This window comes from Kitasatospora sp. NPDC051170 (assembly GCF_044455705.1).
Classification (GTDB): Bacteria; Actinomycetota; Actinomycetes; order Streptomycetales; family Streptomycetaceae; genus Kitasatospora.
Genome location: NZ_JBITFA010000003.1, coordinates 628252 through 646363 on the forward strand (window position 1 = coordinate 628252; position 18112 = coordinate 646363).

An 18112-nucleotide genomic window follows, 5' to 3' on the forward strand; every position below is an offset into this window, starting at 1 on the left:
GACAGCCCTTTCGTCTCTCACAGTTCAAGGCCATCTAACAGATCGGCACCGTGGGCGCCGCCCCGGGAGGGGAGGGCGGGCCTACGAGAGCGCCGCGAAGCCGGTGCAGAGCAGGCGGAGGCTGCGTGCGAACTTCTCGTCCTGGCCGATGCGCGGGATCAGGTCGCCCATGACCAGGGGGAACCGCTCGCACAGGTCGGCATAGAGCTCGGCGGTGACGGCCGGCGGGGCGGCGGGCCGGTTCTGCTCCTGGAGGACGAAGCCGGTGACGTGGCTGAGCAGGGTGTCGGCGGCGATGCCGCAGTGCTCGGCGGGCAGGCCGGCGTCGAGGAGGGTGCGCAGCAGGCGTTCCATCAGGGAGAGGGCGCCGGTGCTGAGCGTCCCGGGGCTCTCGGCGAGGAGTTGGGCGCCGCCGGGGTGCTGCTTGATGCTCAGGCGAAGGGCGGTGGCCTGGGCCGTGAGGCGGTCCTGCCAGGTGGCGGTGGCCGGGAGCGCGGCCAGGGCTTCGGTGCCGAGGTCGTGGGCCCGGTGGCAGACCCGGTCGGCCATCAGGGCGAGCAGCTCGTCCTTGCCGCCGCGCACGTGGTAGTAGAGGCTGCCCGCGTGGGCGTCCAGCCGTTCGGCGACCTGGCGCATGGACAGGTTCTGGTAGCCGACCTCGGCGAAGACGGCCATGCCCGCGTCGACGATGCGGTCCTTGGTGAGCTTCATGCCCTCCACCGTACCCCCGTTTTCCAACACCGTTCGAAAACTGTGCTAGCTTGGCGTCATCAGATTTCGAACGGTGTTGGAAACCGCACCGCGCACCAGGGGGAGAAGCAGTCATGGAGGCGATCGTCTTCAACGTGACCACGGCCGCGCTGATGGTCATGATGGTCAACTGCGGGCTGAGCGTGGTCGGTCGCGACACCCTGCGCGGGCGGCCCCTCCCCTGGGCGGCGATCGCCCTGACCGCGCTCGCCGTCGGCGGCGTCCTGCTCCAGCTGGTCTGGTCCGGCGCGATGGACGCGCTCGACGGAGACCCGTCGAAGTCCGGCTGGTGGCGCGAGTTCACCTCGGTGTTCATGCAGAACGGCGGCCTCTTCGGCGGCCTGTGGAACCTCGCCTCCCTCGCCGCCGTCGCCGCGCTCGCCACCTGGTACTGGGGCAGCCCGCTGACCCTCGGCCTCTTCCTGGCCGGCATCGTGCTGCCCGGCCGGATCGACGACCTGCTCGGCCTCGGCGACGGCCCCAGCACCGACCCCCGCAACTTCGCCGGCAGCTCCGGCGCCACCTACTTCCTCGGCGCCACCCTCGCCCTCGCCTTCCTCACCCGCACCCGCCTGCCCAAGGAGATCGCCCTGGCGGCCGGCGTCCCGGTCCTCGGCCTGGCCATGTGGCTCGCCCAGGAGAACGGCCACGGCCTGGTCTCGGTGTACGGGTTCGCCCTCGGCGCCGCAGCCTGGCTGGCCCGCCGCCCGCGCCGCGGAGCGGCCACGCAGTCGGCCTGACCCGCGCCGCCACGGCGGCCGCCCCGGCTCGCGGCGCTCCGCCTCGACCGGGGCTGACGGGCGACCGGCCACTCGGGGCTCTCCGCCGTGGGGCGGGTTGGGCGGCAGGCCGTTGACACTGGTCAGCCGAAGGACGTCCCCGGCGCGCACGCGCAGGGTCGGTCCGGGGATCGTCCCGTTGTACGTGCGGCTGGTGACCCGCCCGTAGCCCGGGACGGAGACCTCCGTGTAGCGGACGTCGAGCGTCTGCTCGACGATCCTCGGCCCCGGCCCGAGCCCCGCACCTGGCAGGACCGCGAGCCCGGCGGCCGCCTTCAGGACCTGACGGCGGCTGACCCTGCTGCTGAATGCTCCCATAACGGGGCGATCCAACCCCCGCCCGCGCGGATCAGCGGAAGGCGCCGACGTACCGCTGCGCCCAGTCGCCGAAGGTGCGCGGCGCCCGGCCGAGGAGGTGCTCGATGTCGGGGCTGACGCGCTGTTCGGCCGGGGTGGGGGCGCCGAGGATGGCGAGGGTGGTGTCGACGACGGACTCGGGCATGACGTGGAGCATCTGGGTGCGGGCTTCGGCGTGGGTCTGTTCGACGAACTCGACGGGCTCGCCCAGTGCGGTGGCCAGGGTGGCGGCCTGCTCGCGCGGGGTGATGAGGGCGGGGCCGGTCAGCTCGTAGGTCCGGCCGGTGTGGGCGTCGTCGAGCAGGGTGAGGGCGGCGACTTCGGCGATGTCGTCGGGGTCGATGGTGGGCAGGCTCGTGTCGGCGAAGGGGGCGGTGACGGTGCGGTGGGTGCGGACGGATTCGGCCCAGGCGTAGGTGTTGGAGTGGAAGCCGCCGGGGCGCAGGATCGCCCAGGAGAGGCCGGAGGTGCGGACGGCTTCCTCGATGGCGCCCGCCACGACTCCGTAGAAGGGCGAGTCGGGCCGGGTGCCGACGCCCTGGGTGGAGAGCAGGACGACGCGCTCGACGCCGGAAGCCTTGGCGACGGAGAGGATGGCGTGGGGGTCGAGCAGGGGGGCGCTGGGGCCGCCGTTCTGGAGGAAGAGTGCGGACGCGCCCTCGAGGACGGGCCGCAGGCTCTCGGGGTCCAGGAGGTCGGACCGGACGTGCGCGACGTCGGCCGGTACGTCGGCGGCGGTGATCCCGCGCGAGGTGGCGGTCACGGCGGCGCCGCCGGCGGCGAGGGCGCGGACGAGCGAGCGGCCGACGTTGCCGGTGGCCCCGGTTACTGCGTACATGGACAACTCCCGTGTCGTAGAAGCCTGTTTGGTGCGACACGGGGACGCTAACACCGTGGATATAGTAGGTACCTAGAGGAAAGTGACTACCCGAGGAGAGGGTGTTGGAGACGCCGGAGTTCGCCTGCCCGACCACCGCCGTCGTGGACATCGTCTTCAGCCGGTGGACCACGCCCATCCTGTGGACCCTCCACAGCCACGGCCGCCTGCGCTTCGTCGAGTTGGAGCGCCTCATCGGCACGATCACCCCGAAGGTGCTCACCCAGCGCCTGCGCCAGCTGGAGCGCGACGGGATGGTGGTCCGGACGTACCACCCGGAGGTCCCGCCCCGGGTCGAGTACGAGATCAGCGAACTCGGCCGCAGCCTGGCGCCGCTGTTCGCACACCTCTCCGGCTGGGCCGCCGACAACCTGGACAAGGTCGAGCAGGCCCGCGAGCTCTACGACAGCGGCCGGTAGGCGAAAAAGGGCCCCAACTGGTGGACTGAGACCACGAGTTGGGGCACCAGGCAGAGAAGGACTCAGGCCTTCCGGCGGGCCGGAACGGCGAGGGCCCCGAGGAGCCCCAGCGCCAGGAACCCGGCCGCCGTCGCGAAGGCGAGCCCGTACCCGGAGGCGAGCGCCTCCCGCACCGGCTGCCCGGCGGCCGTACGGTCGGCGATGCGGCTGCCCGAGATGGTGACCAGCAGCGCCAGCCCGATCGCCCCGCCCAGCTGCCGGGTGGTGTTGATGAGCCCGGAGGCCAACCCCGACTGGCTGTACGGCAGATCGGCGGTGGCGGCGATGGTGAGGGCGGTCATCACCATGCCCTGTCCGACGCCGAGCAGCAGCCCGGGCCCGAGCAGCGCGGAGAGGAAGCCCGCGTCCGGCCCGGCGGTGGAGAGCCAGAGCAGACCGCTCGCCGAGATCAGGTGCCCGGCGATGAGCACCGGTCGCGGCCCGATCCTCTGCACCAGCGGCGCGATCCCCCGCGCCCCCGCGAACAGGCCCGCCGTCATGGGCAGATAGGCGAGCCCGGTCTCCAACGGGCTGTAGTCGAGCACCTGTTGCAGCAGCAGCGTGAAGAAGTAGAAGGAGCTGAACAGCGCCCCGCTGCACGCCAGCGCGGTGACGTTCGCGGCGGTCACCTGCCGCACCCGGAAGATCGACAGCGGCACCAGCGGCTGCGAGGCGATCTTCGCCTGGTCCAGCACGAAGAAGGCGAGCAGCGCGGCGCCGAACCCCACCAGCCCGAGCGTGCGCACCGAGCCCCAGCCCTCCCGCGAGGCCCCGGCGACGCCGTACACCAGCACCATCAGGCCCAGCGTGACCGACAGCGCGCCCACCACGTCGACCCGGCCGCGCAGTTCGCTGCGCGAGCGCGAAGCCTCGGGCACCACGACGGCGGTGAGGGCGAGCAGGGCGAGCCCGACGGGGACGTTGGCGAGCAGGGTCCAGCGCCAGGAGAACCACTCGGCGATGACGCCGCCCGCCAGCACGCCGACCGCCCCGCCGGCCCCGGCGACGGCGCTCCAGAGGCCGAACGCCCGTGCCCGCGCGCCGGGTTCGGTGAAGACGGTGCCGATGACGGTCAGCGTGGAGGGCGCCATGATGGCGGAGCCGAGGCCCTGGAAGCCGCGGGCCGTGACCAGGATCGCCGGGTTGCTCGCCAGGCCCCCGACCAGGGCGGCCAGCGTGAACAGGCCGATGCCGAGCAGCAGCAGGCGCCGGCGCCCGTACAGGTCGGCGAGGCGGCCGCCGAGGAGCAGCGCCCCGGCGAAGACGACGGTGTAGGAGTTCACCACCCAGTGCAGGCTGCCCGCGCCGAGGTGGAGGCTGTGGTCGATGAGCGGCAGCGCGACGTTCACCACCGAGCTGTCGAGCACCACCAGGAACTGCCCCGCGCAGCAGACGAAGAGGATCAGCCCCAGCCGCTGCGTGATCGCCTGCGGGGGCGCGATCGGGCGGCCGGTCGTGTGTGTGGTCATGCGCGAACCGTCCGGCACGAGCGTGGACACCGGCTCAAGGGCCGGTCGAGGAGGGTCGGACGTCCGCCGCAACTCCAGCCGCCTTCCAGCCCCGCTTGCCAGAGTGCATCCGACTCACGACCAAGCGTTCGAGGAGACGGCATGCCTGAGATCAGCTATCGGAGTGCGGACGGCCGGATCGAGGTCGTCGATGTGCCGGAGGGCCTGAGCGTCATGCGAGGGGCCGTCTCCCGGGGCATCAAGGGCATCGTCGCCGAGTGCGGCGGCGCCGGGATGTGCGGCACCTGCCACGTGTACGTCCCCGAGGACGGCTCGATCGAGCTGCCACCGGTCCACGAGCTGGAGGACGAGGTGCTCGACTGCACCGCCGTCCCCCGCCGGGACAACAGCCGCCTCAGCTGCCAGCTGGAGGTCACCCGCGCCCTGTGCGGCCTGGAGGTCCAGCTGCCCGACCGCCAGGTCTGAGACCGCACGAGGAAGCCCCCGGTGCCGCGGCACCGGGGGCTTCGCCTCGTCTACAGGGGGGCGGCGAGCACCGCCAGCGTCCGCGCCTGCTCGTTGCGCACGATCATCAGCGCCTCGTCCACGCCCATGCCGGGCTTGGCGAGCTGCACCTCGGGCCGGCTGGCCAGCGCCACGTGGACGGACGTACGGGCGGAGCGGTCGGTCTCGGTGCAGCTGCCGCCGAGCACGGCGCCGACGCCGCCCTCCCGGCAGCGGAGCACGGCGAGCACGCTGTCCTCGACGGTGCCGACGTCGGGCATCTTCACCTGGAGGAGGTCGCAGGCCCCGGCGGTGACGAAGGCGTCGATGTCCTCCAGGGTGTTGCACCACTCGTCGGCCACGATCCGTACGCCGCAGCCGCGTTCGCGCAGCAGCTCCCGCAGCCGGCGCATCCCCTCGATCTGGGCCTCCCGGCCGGCGAGGTCGATCGGCGCCTCGATCCGGACGGCCAGCCCGCCCGCGGCCCGTTCGACGCGCTCCAGGTACTCGGCGACGCGCGGGAGGTCCCCGTCGAAGGCCGCGCCGGGCTGGCCGTAGCAGTCGAAGTGCAGGACGGGCCGGTAGCCGGGGCCGCCGAGCAGGGTGATCCGCTCGGCGAGCCAGCCGACGTAGGCGAGCAGCTTCTCGCCCTCGGCGCCGAACTTGGCCCGGTTGTTGATCAGGCCGTGCGGCAGGGCGTCCACCCGCTTGATGATCATCTTGTCGGCGTTGCCGTAGCGCTCGTCCCCGGTCTGCGCGTACACCGGCACCGGTTCGACGACGACGGGCAGGCCGTACTCGGCGCACAGCACCTCGCACATCGTGCGGTTGCCGGCCTGCGCGGCGGCGTCGAGCAGCGCCTGGCTGAGGCCGTAGCGCAGCGAGGCACCGGCCTCCGGCAGGGCCGCGAGTGCGGCGGCGAGCGCCGGACGGAAGGCGTCGGCCTCCAACCCGACCAGCACGCCCCGCAGTTCACCGAGCGCCTCCTCCCCCGGCCCGACGAGCGGGTCGCGCCCGTCGAGGCCCGCGTACTGGACGGCCATGGCGTCGCCCCAGGCGATCCGCCCGTCCTCCAGGCGCAGGCCGATGCCCAGGGCGCGGGCGGGGGTGCGGACGGAGCTGAATCCGGAGGTGACGGGCCGTCCGCGGTACCACTGGCCGTCCGCGACGGCACCGCCGCGGATCGCCGCCAGATCGTCGTGGAAGAAACCGCCCAGTCCGGGTACGAGTACGACATCACTGACCTTCATGGCGCACACAGGACACCGGAACGCTCGAAACCGGAGCGACTGACACTAGAAGCCCCCGTTCGAGCCGTCCGCGAGCACCCTGCCCTAGCGTGGAGGGCGCCCAGCCATCGGCCCGACCAGGAGATGCCACCCGATGTCCACCGTGCTCGACCGGCGCGCACTCAACCGCGCCACCCTCCACCGGCAGGGGCTGCTGGAGCCGTGGAAGTGCCCGCCGCTGGAGGCGCTGCGGCACCTGATCGGGCTGCAGTCCCAGGTGCCGGACCCGCCGTACTTCTCGCTGTGGACGCGGCTCGCCGCGTTCGCCCACGACGAGCTGACGCAGCTGATCCAGGACCGGCTGGTGGTGCGCACCGGCATGATGCGGGCCACGCTGCACCTCGTCACCGCCGAGGACTTCCTGACGCTGCGCCCGCTCTTCCAGCCGGTGCGCGAGCGCGCCCAGCGCAGCCACTTCGGCAAGAAGACGGCCCATCTCGACCAGGCCGAACTGCTCGCCGAGGGCCGCAGGCTGCTCGCCGCGCAGCCGATGAACAACAAGAAGCTGAAGGCCGCGCTGCACGAGCGCTGGCCCGACACCGACGCGGCGGCGCTGATGTACACCGTGCACTACCTGCTGCCGCTGGTGCAGGTGCCGCCGGGCGGGCTGTGGCGCTCGTACGGCTCGGTGCCGTGCACCACGGACGAGGCGTGGCTGGGCCGCGGCGTCGCCACCGAGAGCGACCCGGGCCCGATGATCCTGCGCTACCTGGCCGCGTACGGGCCCGCCTCGGTCAAGGACGTCCAGGCGTGGTCGGGCCTGACCAGGCTGGCCGAGGTGGTGGACCGGCTGCGGCCGCGGCTGCGGCGGTTCACCGACGAGCAGGGCGTGGAGCTGTTCGACGTGCCGGACGGCCCGCTGCCGGACGCGGGCACGGAGACGCCGGTGCGCTTCCTGCCCGAGTTCGACAACCTGATGGTCGCCTTCGCCGACCGCCGCCGGGTGATCAGCGACGAGTACCGGCAGATCACCCACACCAAGAACGGGCTGGTCGCGGCGACCGTCATGGTCGACGGCACGGTGCGCGGCCGGTGGCGGATCGACCGGGTGAAGGACACGGCCACGCTGACCGTCGAGCCCTTCGAGACCCTCACGGCCGGCGCCCTGGAGGCGGTGGAGGCGGAGGGTCTGCGACTGCTCGGCTTCGCTGCCGAGGAGTCGCAGACCCTCAAGGTGGTGTTCGGCTGAGGCGCGTTCGGCTGAGATGCGTTCGGCCGAGGCGTGTTCGGCCGAGGCGCGCGCTCAGCTGAGCGAGACCGCCGGACGGGCGGCTCCCGCCGCCACCGGGTGCCGCCCACCCGGTGGCCGCCCGTCCAGCGGCCATTCGGCGAAGGCGCCGCGGGCCACGTCCAGGATGTCCGCCTCGATCAGCTGCTCCAGCGGCGTGCCGCCGCTGCCCGAGCGCCGCGCCACCAGGTCCCGGTGGACGGCCGCGACCTCGGCCGGCAGCGGCAGCGCGCCGTGGTCGGCGAAGCGGACGGCCCCGGAGAGGTCGCGCACCGAGAGCACCTGGCCGGCGTTCCACCGGCTCGGCGAGAACGGCACGTCGATGATCCCGGCCTCGATCGCCCGGACCACCGCCGCCTCGAAGCTGCCGTGGCCCAGCCGCAGCGCCGCGTCCAGCAGGGCCCTCGACTCGGCCAGCACCAGGGCGAGTTCGAACTCCACCTCGGCCGGCTCGTCCAGCCGGTCCGTGTCGTCGACGGCCCCGACGACCAGCCGGACGCTGTCGGCGTTGTCCTGCTCGGAGGGGATGCGGATCGCCTCCATGTGAGACTTCACCATCACCCGCTCCGCGCCGCTGAGCCTGGCCGTGCGGGCCGAACCGACCAGCAGCTGGCGTGCTTTGTCGGCGTCCAGCGGGAACGCGCCCATGTACTGGTGGAAGACGGTGTGCACCTGCACGTCGCCGAAGCCGAACCGGTCCAGGTACTCCCGGCCGAGCAGGCGCAACGCCCGTACGGCCGCGATGTCCTGGGCCCGGTTGCCCTGTTCGGCGTAGCCGAGGGAGACCGACACCACGCCCTGGGCGGCCGCGAGCAGCGCCTCCAGCACGTTGACGACGGCCGCCAGGCTCGGCGGGATCAGGGTGGCGGTGAGGACGCCGAAGAACTCCCGGTCGATCACCACGCCGTGGCGCTCGTGGTAGATCCCGGCCAACCGGTCGACGTAGCGCCACAGTTCGATGGCCTCGGCCGGCGGGTAGTCCCGGAAGTAGGGCAGGTTGTACGTGATCGGGCCGCCCTCGAAGCCCGCCACCCCGGCCGCGAAGGACACTTCGGCGAGCAGCCGGGAGTCCCGGGTGGAGTGGCGCACCTGGAGGGGGACGTCCCGGAACTCCTCGGTCATCCGGCGCATCGCGGCGACGCCCCGGTTGACGGCCGGGTAGCCGTTCAGGGCGATCGGCCGCCCGGCCCTCAACTGCTCGCCCTTCTCCAGCAGTTCGATCTCCTGGTGCGCGCCGTTGCGGGTCAGGGAGTCGATCTGGAAGGAGAGGACGTCCGCCCCGGCGGCCCGCATCGCGCGGAACAGCCGGCGCTGGCCCTCGTCGCCGGAGACGCCGGTGCGCGGCTGGACGAGGATGCGCCCGTCCTGCCGGGCCTCGCGCTGGCGGTCGGCCAGCCAGGTGCGGCGGTGCAGCACCTCGGCGTTGTCGGCGAGGCTGCGCGCGCCGGCGCCGGTGCGCCAGAGCATCAGCACCTCGTCGCGGATCTCGTCGAAGGGCCGCCCCGACTCGGGCAGGCGGAACCCTTCGGGCCGGCCGGACCGCCCGCCCCGGCCCGCGGAACGGGCGGCCGGCCCGGCGAGCCGCCGCGACCCGCCGGAGCGGGACGGGCGGCCGCGCAGGTCCCCGGCGAGCAGGGTGAGGGTGGTGCTCTGGTCGGTGAAGCCGAGGAAGACCCGGTCGAAGCCGAGGCCCCGCAGCTCCTCCGCCTCCTCCTCGGTGTTGGACAGCGACGGGTTCCCGCCGAGGTACCACAGCGCGCCCGCGCCGCCCAGTTCGGCCCGGACGGCGGCCAGGTCGTCGAGGTAGTAGCGGGCGTGCCCGTCCATGTTCGACACCAGGACGGCGTCGGCGTCCTGGGCCGCCCGGCAGATGTCCGGTACGGGGCACTGGTTGCCGAGGTAGCGCACCCGGTACCCGGCGCGCACGAGCACCCGGTTGAGGATGATCAGGCCGACCGAGTGGGCGTCCCCGCCCACACCGGCCAGGACAACGGTCCGTTCGTCGGCGACAAGGGCGTCAGTGGCAAGGGTGTCGGTGACATGGTCGTCGGTGACGAGGTCGTCGGTGACGGTGACAAGGTCGTCGGTCGTGTCGAACCTGTCGGTCGTAGGGGGCAACGGCTTCTCCTTCCGGTTCCGGCGGAGCCCTGCGGGCCCGCTAGTAGATGCCTTCCGGAGCCGAGGCCCGGGTGCGGATCAGCGGCCGCACGTTGGCGACGCCGTCCACCGGCCAGCCCTCGATCGGGCGGCGCAGCGCCTCGTCGCGCTCCAGCATGTTGGGCAGGAAGTGGTCGGGGTGGAGCACGGTGACGCACACCTGCCCGTAGACGCCGTCCTCGACCGGGCTGCGCCAGTCGTCCGGGTCGACGATGCGCATGGTGGTGAAGGGGTAGGCGGTGCGGTAGGGCAGGATCTCGCCGTCCTCCTCGACGCCGAGGCCCATCCCGGCGTCGGCCATGGTGTTGCCGTAGCGGCGCAGGATGATGAAGTCCTCGCCGACCACGTCGCGGTACTCCTGGAACATGCGCGGGGTGATCTGGGTGCCGGACATCCGCACGCCCCGCACGTCCTTGAGCGCCGTGGGGTGCTGGCGGCAGAGCGCCTGCATCAGGGCGGGCGAGGTGGCCAGGTAGTCGACCTCGCGGGTCGACAGGACCTCGACGATCTGCTCCAGGATGTGGTCGGTGTACTCGCGCGCGTCGGCCGGGCGGCCCTGGCGCAGCATCCGCTTGACCCAGCGCGGGTCCATGTCGATGCCGTAGACGAACGCCTTGCCGGCGCGGGCGGCGGTGATCGGCGGGGTGCCGGCGAAGTGCGGGCCGGTGGGCATGGCGTTGAGCCAGACCTTGCCGTCCTCGAACCCGGCGGCATGGTCGGCGTACTCGCGCCAGACCTCGCGCTCGGCCATCAGGGCCTCGGTGTAGTAGAGGCGCTTGGGGGTGCCGGTGGTGCCGCCGGAGTCCCAGATCTGGCCGGTGAGCGGGCGCGGGTTGGCCAGCGGCACGAGGTCGCGCGGGTCGCAGCTGGTCATCTCGTCCATGGGGAACGGGCCGAAGCGCTCCAGTTCCGCGTAGGTGGTGATGCTCAGCGGGTCGAAGGGCAGCTTGGCGCGGCGGGCGAGCCAGAAGGGGCTGCCGGTCTCCGGGTGGAAGTGGCGGGCGACGATCCGGCGGGTCCACTCGTCGAGGTCGACCTTGAGGAACTCCTCGACGGTGGTGGGCCATTCGGTGTTCACGCCGCCACCCCGAGGTCCACGTTGAGCTCGTACAGCGCCTCGATGGCGGCCTGGAGCTGCTCCAGGTTCTCCACCGGGATCATCGGGATCTCCCCGGCCTTCTTGGACTCGGTGTGCTGCTTGGCGTACCGGCCGGCGATGGAGGGGCCGACGACGAAGTACGCGGAGACGCCGTGGCGCTCCAGGCCGTCGCTGATGAGGGGCAGCGAGGCGGCGCGCAGGTGGTTCTCCCGCAGCAGGGTGCGGACCTCCTCGCCGGTGGTGAGGGTGGTCCGGTCGAGGCAGGAGACGACCGGACGCTCCGGGTCGCTGAAGGTCATCCCGGCCAGGAGGGGGTCGATCACCTCGTCGACGTACGCCTGGCGCAGCGGGCTGTGCGGCGTCAGCGGGACGTCGGTGACGGCGAACGGCTGCTGGTCCTGCGGGAGTTGGGCGAGGTACTTGTCCACGTCCGAGCGTAGGCCGCCGAAGCAGACCCGGCGGAGCGTCAGCCCCGGGTCGGCCGGGCCCATGTCGGAGACGAGGTGCAGGGCGCCGCCACCGGCCTCCAGGGCGTACTCGGCCGGGTCCCGGTCGAAGGGGATGGCGAGCATGATGACGGTGGACGCCTCGCCGCCGCGGCCGTCGCCGTCGGGGAACGCCTCGCGGCCGGGCACGCGCGGCAGCATCTGCTGCGGGGCGGAGGTCTCGGCGAGGTAGACGAACAGCTCCCTGCGGTCGATCGCGCCGGCCATGCAGGCGCCGACGACGTTGCCGAGGCTCATCCCGGCCAGCACCTGCGGGCGGATGCCGAGGGAGGCCAGCACGTCGTGGACGGCCAGCGAGAGCAGGGCCTGGCAGACGGGCGCGACGGCGGCGAGCTCGGCCTCGGGGCCCTCGCGCAGCAGGCGCTCCACGTCGATGCCGGTCCAGTCGGTGACCTGGCGGTAGAGGTCCCGTACGACCTCGTGGCGCTCGTACAGGTCGACACCCGAGCCGACCTCGTGCGCCATCATCGGGTGCGTTACGTAAGCCAGGGTCATGGCCTGCTCCTCCCAAGTACGGTGATCCGATTGCGTGTTGCGAGCGCGTGTTGCGATTGCATGTGGCGAATGCGTGTTGCGAGAACGTGCTGCGAGCGCGGGTTGCGAGCGCGCGAGCCGCGGGCGGGGACGCCCGGGGACCCGACGGTCCCAGCGGCACCTCGAACCCCGATCGATCTCGGCTCGCGGCCGCCCGTACCCGTACAGGCGCCCCGGTCGAGAAACAGCGAACGCCGCGTACGGACAGGGGTCCGTACGCGGCGTTCGCGGGCTCTGTGCGCTCTGGCGGGCGGCACGCCGGTCACCAGGCGGCCTTCGCCTGCTCCTCCTCCTTCTTCTTCTTGGGCAGCAGGAAGCCGAGCAGCCCGGCCACGGCCGCCAGCCCCATCACCGCCCCGAGCGAGACGCGGAACGCGGTGCCGAAGTTGTCCGAGGTGGCCGTCTGACCGGCCTCCGCGAACGCGGCCGCCGCCTTGGGCTCGGAGGCGAGCGCACGGCAGGCGTCCGGCACCTCCGACGGGTCCTTCTGGACGGCCGCGGCGACGCTGCACGCCTTGAAGTCCGCGATCAGCGGGTCGACCCGGTCCGGCGCCACCTGGGCCGCGGTCAGCCGCTGGCGCAGCTGGTCCATGGTGGTGTCGGCGGAGGTGGCGGCGTGGTTGGACAGGATGCCGAAGAACGCGACGGAGGCGAGCGCCGTGCCGATCGCCGCGCCGAGCTGCTGGGCGGTGTTGATGAGGCCCGAGGCGGAGCCGGCGTCCTGCCACGGCACGGCGGTGAGCACCAGGCGCGGGATCGGCGAGGCGATCAGGCCGAAGCCGAAGCCGAAGACCAGCAGCGGCAGGATCATCTGCCAGGAGTGCAGCTCGCGGCCGTAGTGGTCGGCGAGCAGCCCGTACGAGCCGAGCGCGACGATGATGAGCCCGGCGCCGAGGCCCAGCACCCCGCGTCCGATGCGCGGCACGAAGACCGTCATGGAGGACGCGGCCCCGGAGAAGGCGCCGATGCAGAAGGGCAGGGCGGTGAGGCCCGCGTGCATCGGGGTCCAGCCCAGGCCGACCTGGAGGTAGAGCGTCCAGGCCAGGAACCAGACACCGCTGGCGACGTTGAAGGCGATCTGCACGGAGAGGCCGGCGGAGAACACCCGGCTCTTGAACAGCCGCACCGGCATCAGCGGGGAGTCGTCGCGGGCGGTCTTGCGGTGCTGGTGCCAGACGAAGGCGGCGAGCACCGGCGCGGCGAGGCCCATCGAGACCCAGCCCCAGACCGGCCAGCCCTCCTCCCGGCCCTGGGTGAGCGGGAAGAGCAGCATGAGCAGGCCGAGTGTGGCCAGGCCCATGCCGACGAAGTCGGGCTTGAGCGCCTGCGGGTTGCGGGATTCGTTGATCTTCCGACTACCAACGAGCAGCGCACCGATGCCGATCGGCAGGTTGACCAGGAAGATCGCGCGCCAGCCGAGGCCGAACACGTCCGCCTGGACGAGCAGGCCGCCGAAGCAGAGGCCCGCCACGGCCGCGAAGCCCGAGATCGAGCCGAACATCGCGAACGCCTTGACCCGCTCCTTGCCCTGGAACGTGACGTGGATGATCGACAGGATCTGCGGGACGATGATCGCCGCGAACACGCCCTGGAGGATGCGCGAGCCGACCAGCATGCCGGGGCTGGTCGAGATGCCGCTGAGCAGGGAGGCCAGCGTGAAGCCGGCCGTGCCCAGCATGAAGACCTTCTTGCGACCGAAGATGTCGCCGAAGCGCCCGCCGCTGATGAGCAGCAGGGCGAACGCCAGTTGGTACCCCGCGGTGATCCACTGGATCGCCGAGTAGCCCGCCGACAGGTCCTCGCGCACCGAGGGCACGGCGACGTTCACGATGGTGACGTCGAGCATGTCCATGAAGGCGGCGGTGAGGATGACGGCGAGCGCGATCCAGCGCTTCGGGTCCGGCGGGGTGTCGGACTCCTGGCCCCAGTTTCCGGCCTGTTGCTGGGACCCCTGGGATTTCTGGTCCACCTGCGTTTTCTGATCCAAAGCCATGTGGCTCTCCCTCTCAATTGCGTCCCGTCCACGGGGGTGAGACGGGACGCTCCATACGCATCGCGACTCTAGAAAGCCGCGCTATAGTCCGGCTCGAATCGGTCGAGCGTGATGGTCAGGTGGTTTCTGCCGCTGCCCCAGTCGGGCCGTTGTTCGATCAGCTCGGGCCGGGCGGTCGCAATGATCAATCGCGCCGGGCCCGACATCTCCGCTGTTCGGCCGATGGATTCCAGAACCGCTTCTCCCGCCCGGTGGATGTCCTCGAACACGTCGACGTACGAACGTTCGTCACGGTCGATGGTTTCGCTCAGTCGTGCGAGCAGCCGGCTCTTTCCCGTCCCGGCCGGCCCGAGCACCGTCACCAGGTACGGGCGCCGCTCCCGGCGGGCCACCCGGAGCACCGAGTGCAGGAGTTCCAGCTCCGGGCCGTCCCTGGGTCTGGGGCCGCCCGGCGGCGGGCCCAGGGAGGGGTGGTGGTTGAGGATCGCCCGCTCCAGCTCGCGCAGCGCCCGTCCGGGCTCCAGGCCCAACTCCTCGCGCAGGGCGGCCCGGTGGAGCCGGAAGAACTCCAGCGCGGCGACCTGGCGCCCGCACCGGTAGAGGGCCAGGGCGAGCAGGGAGGCGAGCCGTTCCCGGGCCGGGTCGCGCCGGGCCTCGGCCTCCAGTTCGGCGACCACCTCGTGGTGGCGGCCGAGGGCGAGTTCGGCCTCGAAGCGGTCCTCCAGGGCCGCCGTCCGCTCGCCCTCCAGCCCGCGCAGTTCGGGCCAGGCGATCCCGGCCTCGGCCAGGTCGGCCAGGGCGGCGCCGCGCCACAGCTCCAGCGCCTGGCCGAGCAGGGCGGCCGCCCGCGCCCAGGCCCCGGCGGCCAGGGCCGAGCGGCCGGCGCCCGCCAGGCGGCGGAACCGCGCCAGGTCCAGTCCGTCGGCGTCGAGGCGGAGCACATAGCCCGGCGGGCGGCTGAGCAGCACAGCGCCGGGCGGCCGGCTCTCCGGGGCCGCGCCACCCTCCCCCAGGGTGGCGCGCAGCCCGCACACCGCGTTGTGCAGCATCTTGCGGGCGGTGGGCGGCGCCCCGTGCGGCCACAGGGCCGTCACGAGTTCGCCGGTGGCCACCACCCGGTTGGGGTTCAGCAGCAGGTAGCCGAGCGCGGCCCGCCGGTTGGCGCCGCGCAGCGGCAGCCGGCGGTGGCCGTCGACCACCTCCAGCGGGCCGAGGATCCGGAACTCACGCATCGCCCAGGGCGGTCGCCGTCCGGTCGAGGAGGCGGATCAGCGCCCGGTCGAGCTTGCCGGACTCTCCCAGCGGCAGCGACGGCAGCGCGACGATGCGCACCGGCGCGTGCAGCGGGCTGAGCAACTCGCCGACGTGCGCGCGCAGTTGGTCGGCCCCGACGGAGGCGTCGGGGGCGAGGACGACGGCGGCGTGGACGAACTCCAGCCCGTCCTCGTCGGTGACCCCGTAGACGGTCGCGTCGGCGACCGCCGGGTGGGCCGTCAGCGCCTTCTCGACGGCGGCCGGGTGGATGCGCTCCGAGCGGGACTTGATGACGTCGCTGATCCGGCCGACGAGGAACAGGTGGCCGTCCTCGCCGAGGTACCCGAGGTCCCCGGTGTGGAGCCAACCCTCGCGCACCGTACGGGCGGTGAGCTCCGGATCGGCCAGGTACCCGCTCATGACGTGCGCCGAGCGCATCACCACCTCGCCGGTCTCCCCGGCGGGCAGCTCCTCGGCCGTCTCCGGGTCCAGGACGCGCACCTCCACCCCGGGGAAGGGGCGGCCGACGCTGGGGAGCAGTTCGGGCTTGTGGTGCTCGGGCGAGCCGAGCAGCGCGATGCTGCCGGCCTCGCTGGTCCCGTACGTCTGCACCAGGATGTCGGCGAAGGGGCCGGCGAGCGCCTGGGCGAGGCGCCGGGGCGAGGCCGGGCAGCCGCCGTAGGTGACCTGGCGCAGGGTGGACAGGTCGGCGGTCGCGAGGTCCGGGTGGTCGAGCAGGGCGTAGAGCTGCGGGGTGGCCATGTAGACGGAGTTGACGCCCTCCTCGGCGACGGCGCGCAGGGCCTCGCCGGCGTCGAAGCGCTGGTGCAGCACCAGGGCGCCGCCCGCGGCGAGCACGATGTCCAGCAGCGGGCCGACGGCGTGGCCGACCGGGGTGATCACCAGGAAGGTCTGCGGGGGGAAGTACCGGTAGGCGGAGAGCACGGCGCCGTTCCAGGCGGTGAAGGACTTGACGACGCCCTTGGGCCGGCCGCTGCTGCCGCTGGTGAAGATCACCACGGCGCCGCCCGGCACGGCCGCCTCCTCGCGCCGCCCGGCGGCGGTGGCCGCGAGGACGCTCCCGACCTCCCCGGCCTCGCCGAGGGCGGCCACCGCGACCGCGCCGTCCAGCAGGGCGGCCACCTCCCGGCCGCGCGGGGTGTTGGCCGCGTCGACCAGCAGGAGGTCGGCCCGGCTGACCCGCAGGATCTCCGCCTGGTCGGCGGCCGGCAGCTCCGGCGAGTCGGGGCCGGGGTTGGTGGAGCGGACGTACAGCACCGTCGCGCCCAGCAGGTTGGCCGCGTACCGGCCGATCAGCCCGAGCGGGCCGTTCGGCTCGGTCAGCAGGCCGACGGCCGTGCCGGGGCCGACGCCGAGGCCGCGCAGGCCCTCGGCGGCGTCGGTGACGGCCCGGTGCAGTTCGGCCGCGGTGACGGTCCTGCCCCGCCACCGCAGCGCGGTCCGCTCCGGGCGCGTGTTCAGGTTGTCGAGGATCGCCGTCACGTACTGGCCGGTGTCGGCGGGAAGGTGGGCTGCCATGGCGTTCCAATCTCCGTAGGCGGGAAGAGGCAGGCGCATGGTCGCCCGGGGTCCTCGAATGACGGTCGGGTGGGCTGCTCCTGACGGTTCGTCAGTTCTCCGAGGTACGCTCCAGCTCGAGCTCCTGCCAGACCTTGTCCAGCGCCTCGACGAACTGCTCCACGTCCCGGGTGGTGTGGGTGGCGGACGGCGCGACGCGCAGGATCTCCTCGCCCGCGCGCACGCTCGGCGCGTTGATGGCCTGCACGTAGATGCCGTGCTCCGCCAGCAGCTTGGCCGAGGCCTCCCTGCAGCGCGCCTCGTGGCCGACGAACACGGCGACGATGTGCGACTGCGGGGAGACGAACGGGATGCCCCGCTCCTGCAGCAGGGTGTGCAGCAGGTCCGCGTTGGCGTGCAGGCGGTCGCGGTCCTCGGAGCTGGCGCGCAGGTGGCGCACCGCGGCGAGCGCGCCCGCGGCCAGCGCCGGCGGCAGCGAGGTGGTGAAGACGAAGGCGCGGGCGAAGCTGCGCACGGCCTCGATGATCGCGCTCGGGCCCGCGATGTACCCGCCGATGGTGCCGACGCCCTTGGCGAGGGTGCCCATGACGACGGTGAACTCGTCCGCCAGCCCTTCGCGGGCGGCGATGCCCGCGCCCTCGGGGCCGTACATGCCGACGGCGTGCACCTCGTCGATGAAGGTGGTCGCGCCGTAGCGGCGGGAGACCTCGGCGATCTCGGCGAGGGGGGCGATGTCCCCGGACATGGAGTACACCGACTCCAGGACGACGAGCTTGGGGCGGTCCGGGTCGGCCGCGGCGAGCAGCTCCTCGAGGTGGGCCACGTCGTTGTGGCGGAAGATCTTCTTCTCGGCGCGGCTGTGCCGCAGTCCGTCGATGATCGAGGCGTGGTTCAGTTCGTCCGAGAACACCAGGGTGTTCGGCATCCGGCCGGCGAGGATGGTGAGCGCGCCGTCGTTGGCGTTGTAGCCCGAGGTGAACAGCGCCGCCGCGTCCTTGCCGTGCCAGGCGGCGAGTTCCTCCTCCAGCTGGACGTGGAAGTGGTTGGTGCCGCCGATGTTGCGGGAGCCGCCGGAGCCCGCACCGTGGCTGTCCACGGCGTCCTTCATGGCGGCGAGCACGGCCGGGTGCTGGCCCATGCCCAGGTAGTCGTTGCTGCACCAGACGTTGATCTCCGCGTCGACACCGCCCTCCCGGGCGACCGCGGCGGGAAAGTGTCCGGCGCGCCGACCGATCTCCAGGAATTCCCGCTTGCTCTGCCCGAGTTCCTCGATCTCACGGGTGAAGAAGTCCACGTGCTGGGTCATCGTCAACTCGCTTTCTGGAGTGGTCGGATTTCTG

15 protein-coding genes and 1 pseudogene are annotated in these 18112 nt (G+C 72.7%); 4 read left to right on the top strand and 12 right to left on the bottom strand.

What is annotated here, in order from left to right:
* Positions 1-81: 81 nt before the first annotated feature.
* Positions 82-711, bottom strand: coding sequence for a TetR/AcrR family transcriptional regulator (locus tag ACIBCA_RS09925; protein ID WP_396282343.1), 630 nt, complete (start codon positions 709-711; stop codon positions 82-84).
* Between the two features lie 113 nt (positions 712-824).
* On the opposite strand from ACIBCA_RS09925, the gene ACIBCA_RS09930 reads away from it, so the two are divergent.
* Positions 825-1490: a hypothetical protein gene (locus ACIBCA_RS09930; protein WP_396282344.1), complete on the top strand. Its 666-nt coding sequence runs from the start codon at positions 825-827 to the stop codon at positions 1488-1490.
* Positions 1491-1604: 114 nt separating this feature from the next.
* Here ACIBCA_RS09930 and ACIBCA_RS09935 read toward each other — a convergent pair.
* Together ACIBCA_RS09935 and ACIBCA_RS09940 are read right to left on the bottom strand one after the other, a co-directional pair.
* Positions 1605-1847, bottom strand: a pseudogene (locus tag ACIBCA_RS09935) (twin-arginine translocation signal domain-containing protein); the annotation flags it as partial.
* Between the two features lie 31 nt (positions 1848-1878).
* The gene (locus tag ACIBCA_RS09940; RefSeq protein ID WP_396282345.1) at positions 1879-2724 is read right to left on the bottom strand and encodes an NAD(P)H-binding protein; all 846 of its coding nucleotides are present in this window, start codon (positions 2722-2724) and stop codon (positions 1879-1881) included.
* Between the two features lie 104 nt (positions 2725-2828).
* Between ACIBCA_RS09940 and ACIBCA_RS09945 the strand changes: the two genes are divergently transcribed.
* Complete coding sequence (locus ACIBCA_RS09945) at positions 2829-3182, top strand: winged helix-turn-helix transcriptional regulator (RefSeq protein WP_396282346.1); 354 nt, start codon at positions 2829-2831, stop codon at positions 3180-3182.
* 62 nt (positions 3183-3244) lie between these two features.
* Here ACIBCA_RS09945 and ACIBCA_RS09950 read toward each other — a convergent pair whose 3' ends face one another.
* A complete protein-coding gene (locus tag ACIBCA_RS09950; RefSeq protein WP_396282347.1) occupies positions 3245-4690 on the bottom strand; it encodes an MFS transporter in 1446 nt (481 codons plus the stop codon).
* 141 nt (positions 4691-4831) lie between these two features.
* On the opposite strand from ACIBCA_RS09950, the gene ACIBCA_RS09955 reads away from it, so the two are divergent.
* Positions 4832-5155: a 2Fe-2S iron-sulfur cluster-binding protein gene (locus ACIBCA_RS09955; protein WP_031065801.1), complete on the top strand. Its 324-nt coding sequence runs from the start codon at positions 4832-4834 to the stop codon at positions 5153-5155.
* Positions 5156-5205: 50 nt separating this feature from the next.
* Here ACIBCA_RS09955 and ACIBCA_RS09960 read toward each other — a convergent pair whose 3' ends face one another.
* Positions 5206-6423 (bottom strand): methylaspartate ammonia-lyase, encoded by a 1218-nt coding sequence (locus ACIBCA_RS09960; protein WP_396282348.1) that lies wholly within the window; start codon positions 6421-6423, stop codon positions 5206-5208.
* A 133-nt stretch (positions 6424-6556) separates the two neighbouring features.
* Between ACIBCA_RS09960 and ACIBCA_RS09965 the strand changes: the two genes are divergently transcribed.
* Positions 6557-7651 (top strand): winged helix DNA-binding domain-containing protein, encoded by a 1095-nt coding sequence (locus ACIBCA_RS09965; RefSeq protein ID WP_396282349.1) that lies wholly within the window; start codon positions 6557-6559, stop codon positions 7649-7651.
* Between the two features lie 54 nt (positions 7652-7705).
* Here ACIBCA_RS09965 and ACIBCA_RS09970 read toward each other — a convergent pair whose 3' ends face one another.
* The 7 genes from ACIBCA_RS09970 to hemA all read right to left on the bottom strand — a co-directional run bounded on the left by ACIBCA_RS09970 (position 7706) and on the right by hemA (position 18078).
* The gene (locus ACIBCA_RS09970) at positions 7706-9808 is read right to left on the bottom strand and encodes a methylaspartate mutase subunit E (RefSeq protein WP_396282350.1); all 2103 of its coding nucleotides are present in this window, start codon (positions 9806-9808) and stop codon (positions 7706-7708) included.
* A gap of 40 nt (positions 9809-9848) precedes the next feature.
* Positions 9849-10925, bottom strand: coding sequence for an AMP-binding protein (locus ACIBCA_RS09975; RefSeq protein ID WP_396282351.1), 1077 nt, complete (start codon positions 10923-10925; stop codon positions 9849-9851).
* Positions 10922-11947, bottom strand: coding sequence for a hypothetical protein (locus ACIBCA_RS09980; RefSeq protein WP_396282352.1), 1026 nt, complete (start codon positions 11945-11947; stop codon positions 10922-10924). The genes ACIBCA_RS09975 and ACIBCA_RS09980 overlap by 4 nt, the downstream gene beginning before the upstream one ends.
* A gap of 301 nt (positions 11948-12248) precedes the next feature.
* Positions 12249-13955 (bottom strand): MFS transporter, encoded by a 1707-nt coding sequence (locus tag ACIBCA_RS09985; protein WP_396282353.1) that lies wholly within the window; start codon positions 13953-13955, stop codon positions 12249-12251.
* Positions 13956-14047: 92 nt separating this feature from the next.
* On the bottom strand, positions 14048-15211 hold the full coding sequence (locus ACIBCA_RS09990; protein ID WP_396282354.1) for a BTAD domain-containing putative transcriptional regulator: 1164 nt from the start codon (positions 15209-15211) through the stop codon (positions 14048-14050).
* The gene (locus ACIBCA_RS09995) at positions 15204-16772 is read right to left on the bottom strand and encodes a class I adenylate-forming enzyme family protein (RefSeq protein ID WP_396282355.1); all 1569 of its coding nucleotides are present in this window, start codon (positions 16770-16772) and stop codon (positions 15204-15206) included. The genes ACIBCA_RS09990 and ACIBCA_RS09995 overlap by 8 nt, the downstream gene beginning before the upstream one ends.
* A gap of 91 nt (positions 16773-16863) precedes the next feature.
* On the bottom strand, positions 16864-18078 hold the full coding sequence (gene hemA, locus ACIBCA_RS10000; RefSeq protein ID WP_396282356.1) for a 5-aminolevulinate synthase: 1215 nt from the start codon (positions 18076-18078) through the stop codon (positions 16864-16866).
* Between the last annotated feature and the right edge of the window lie 34 nt (positions 18079-18112).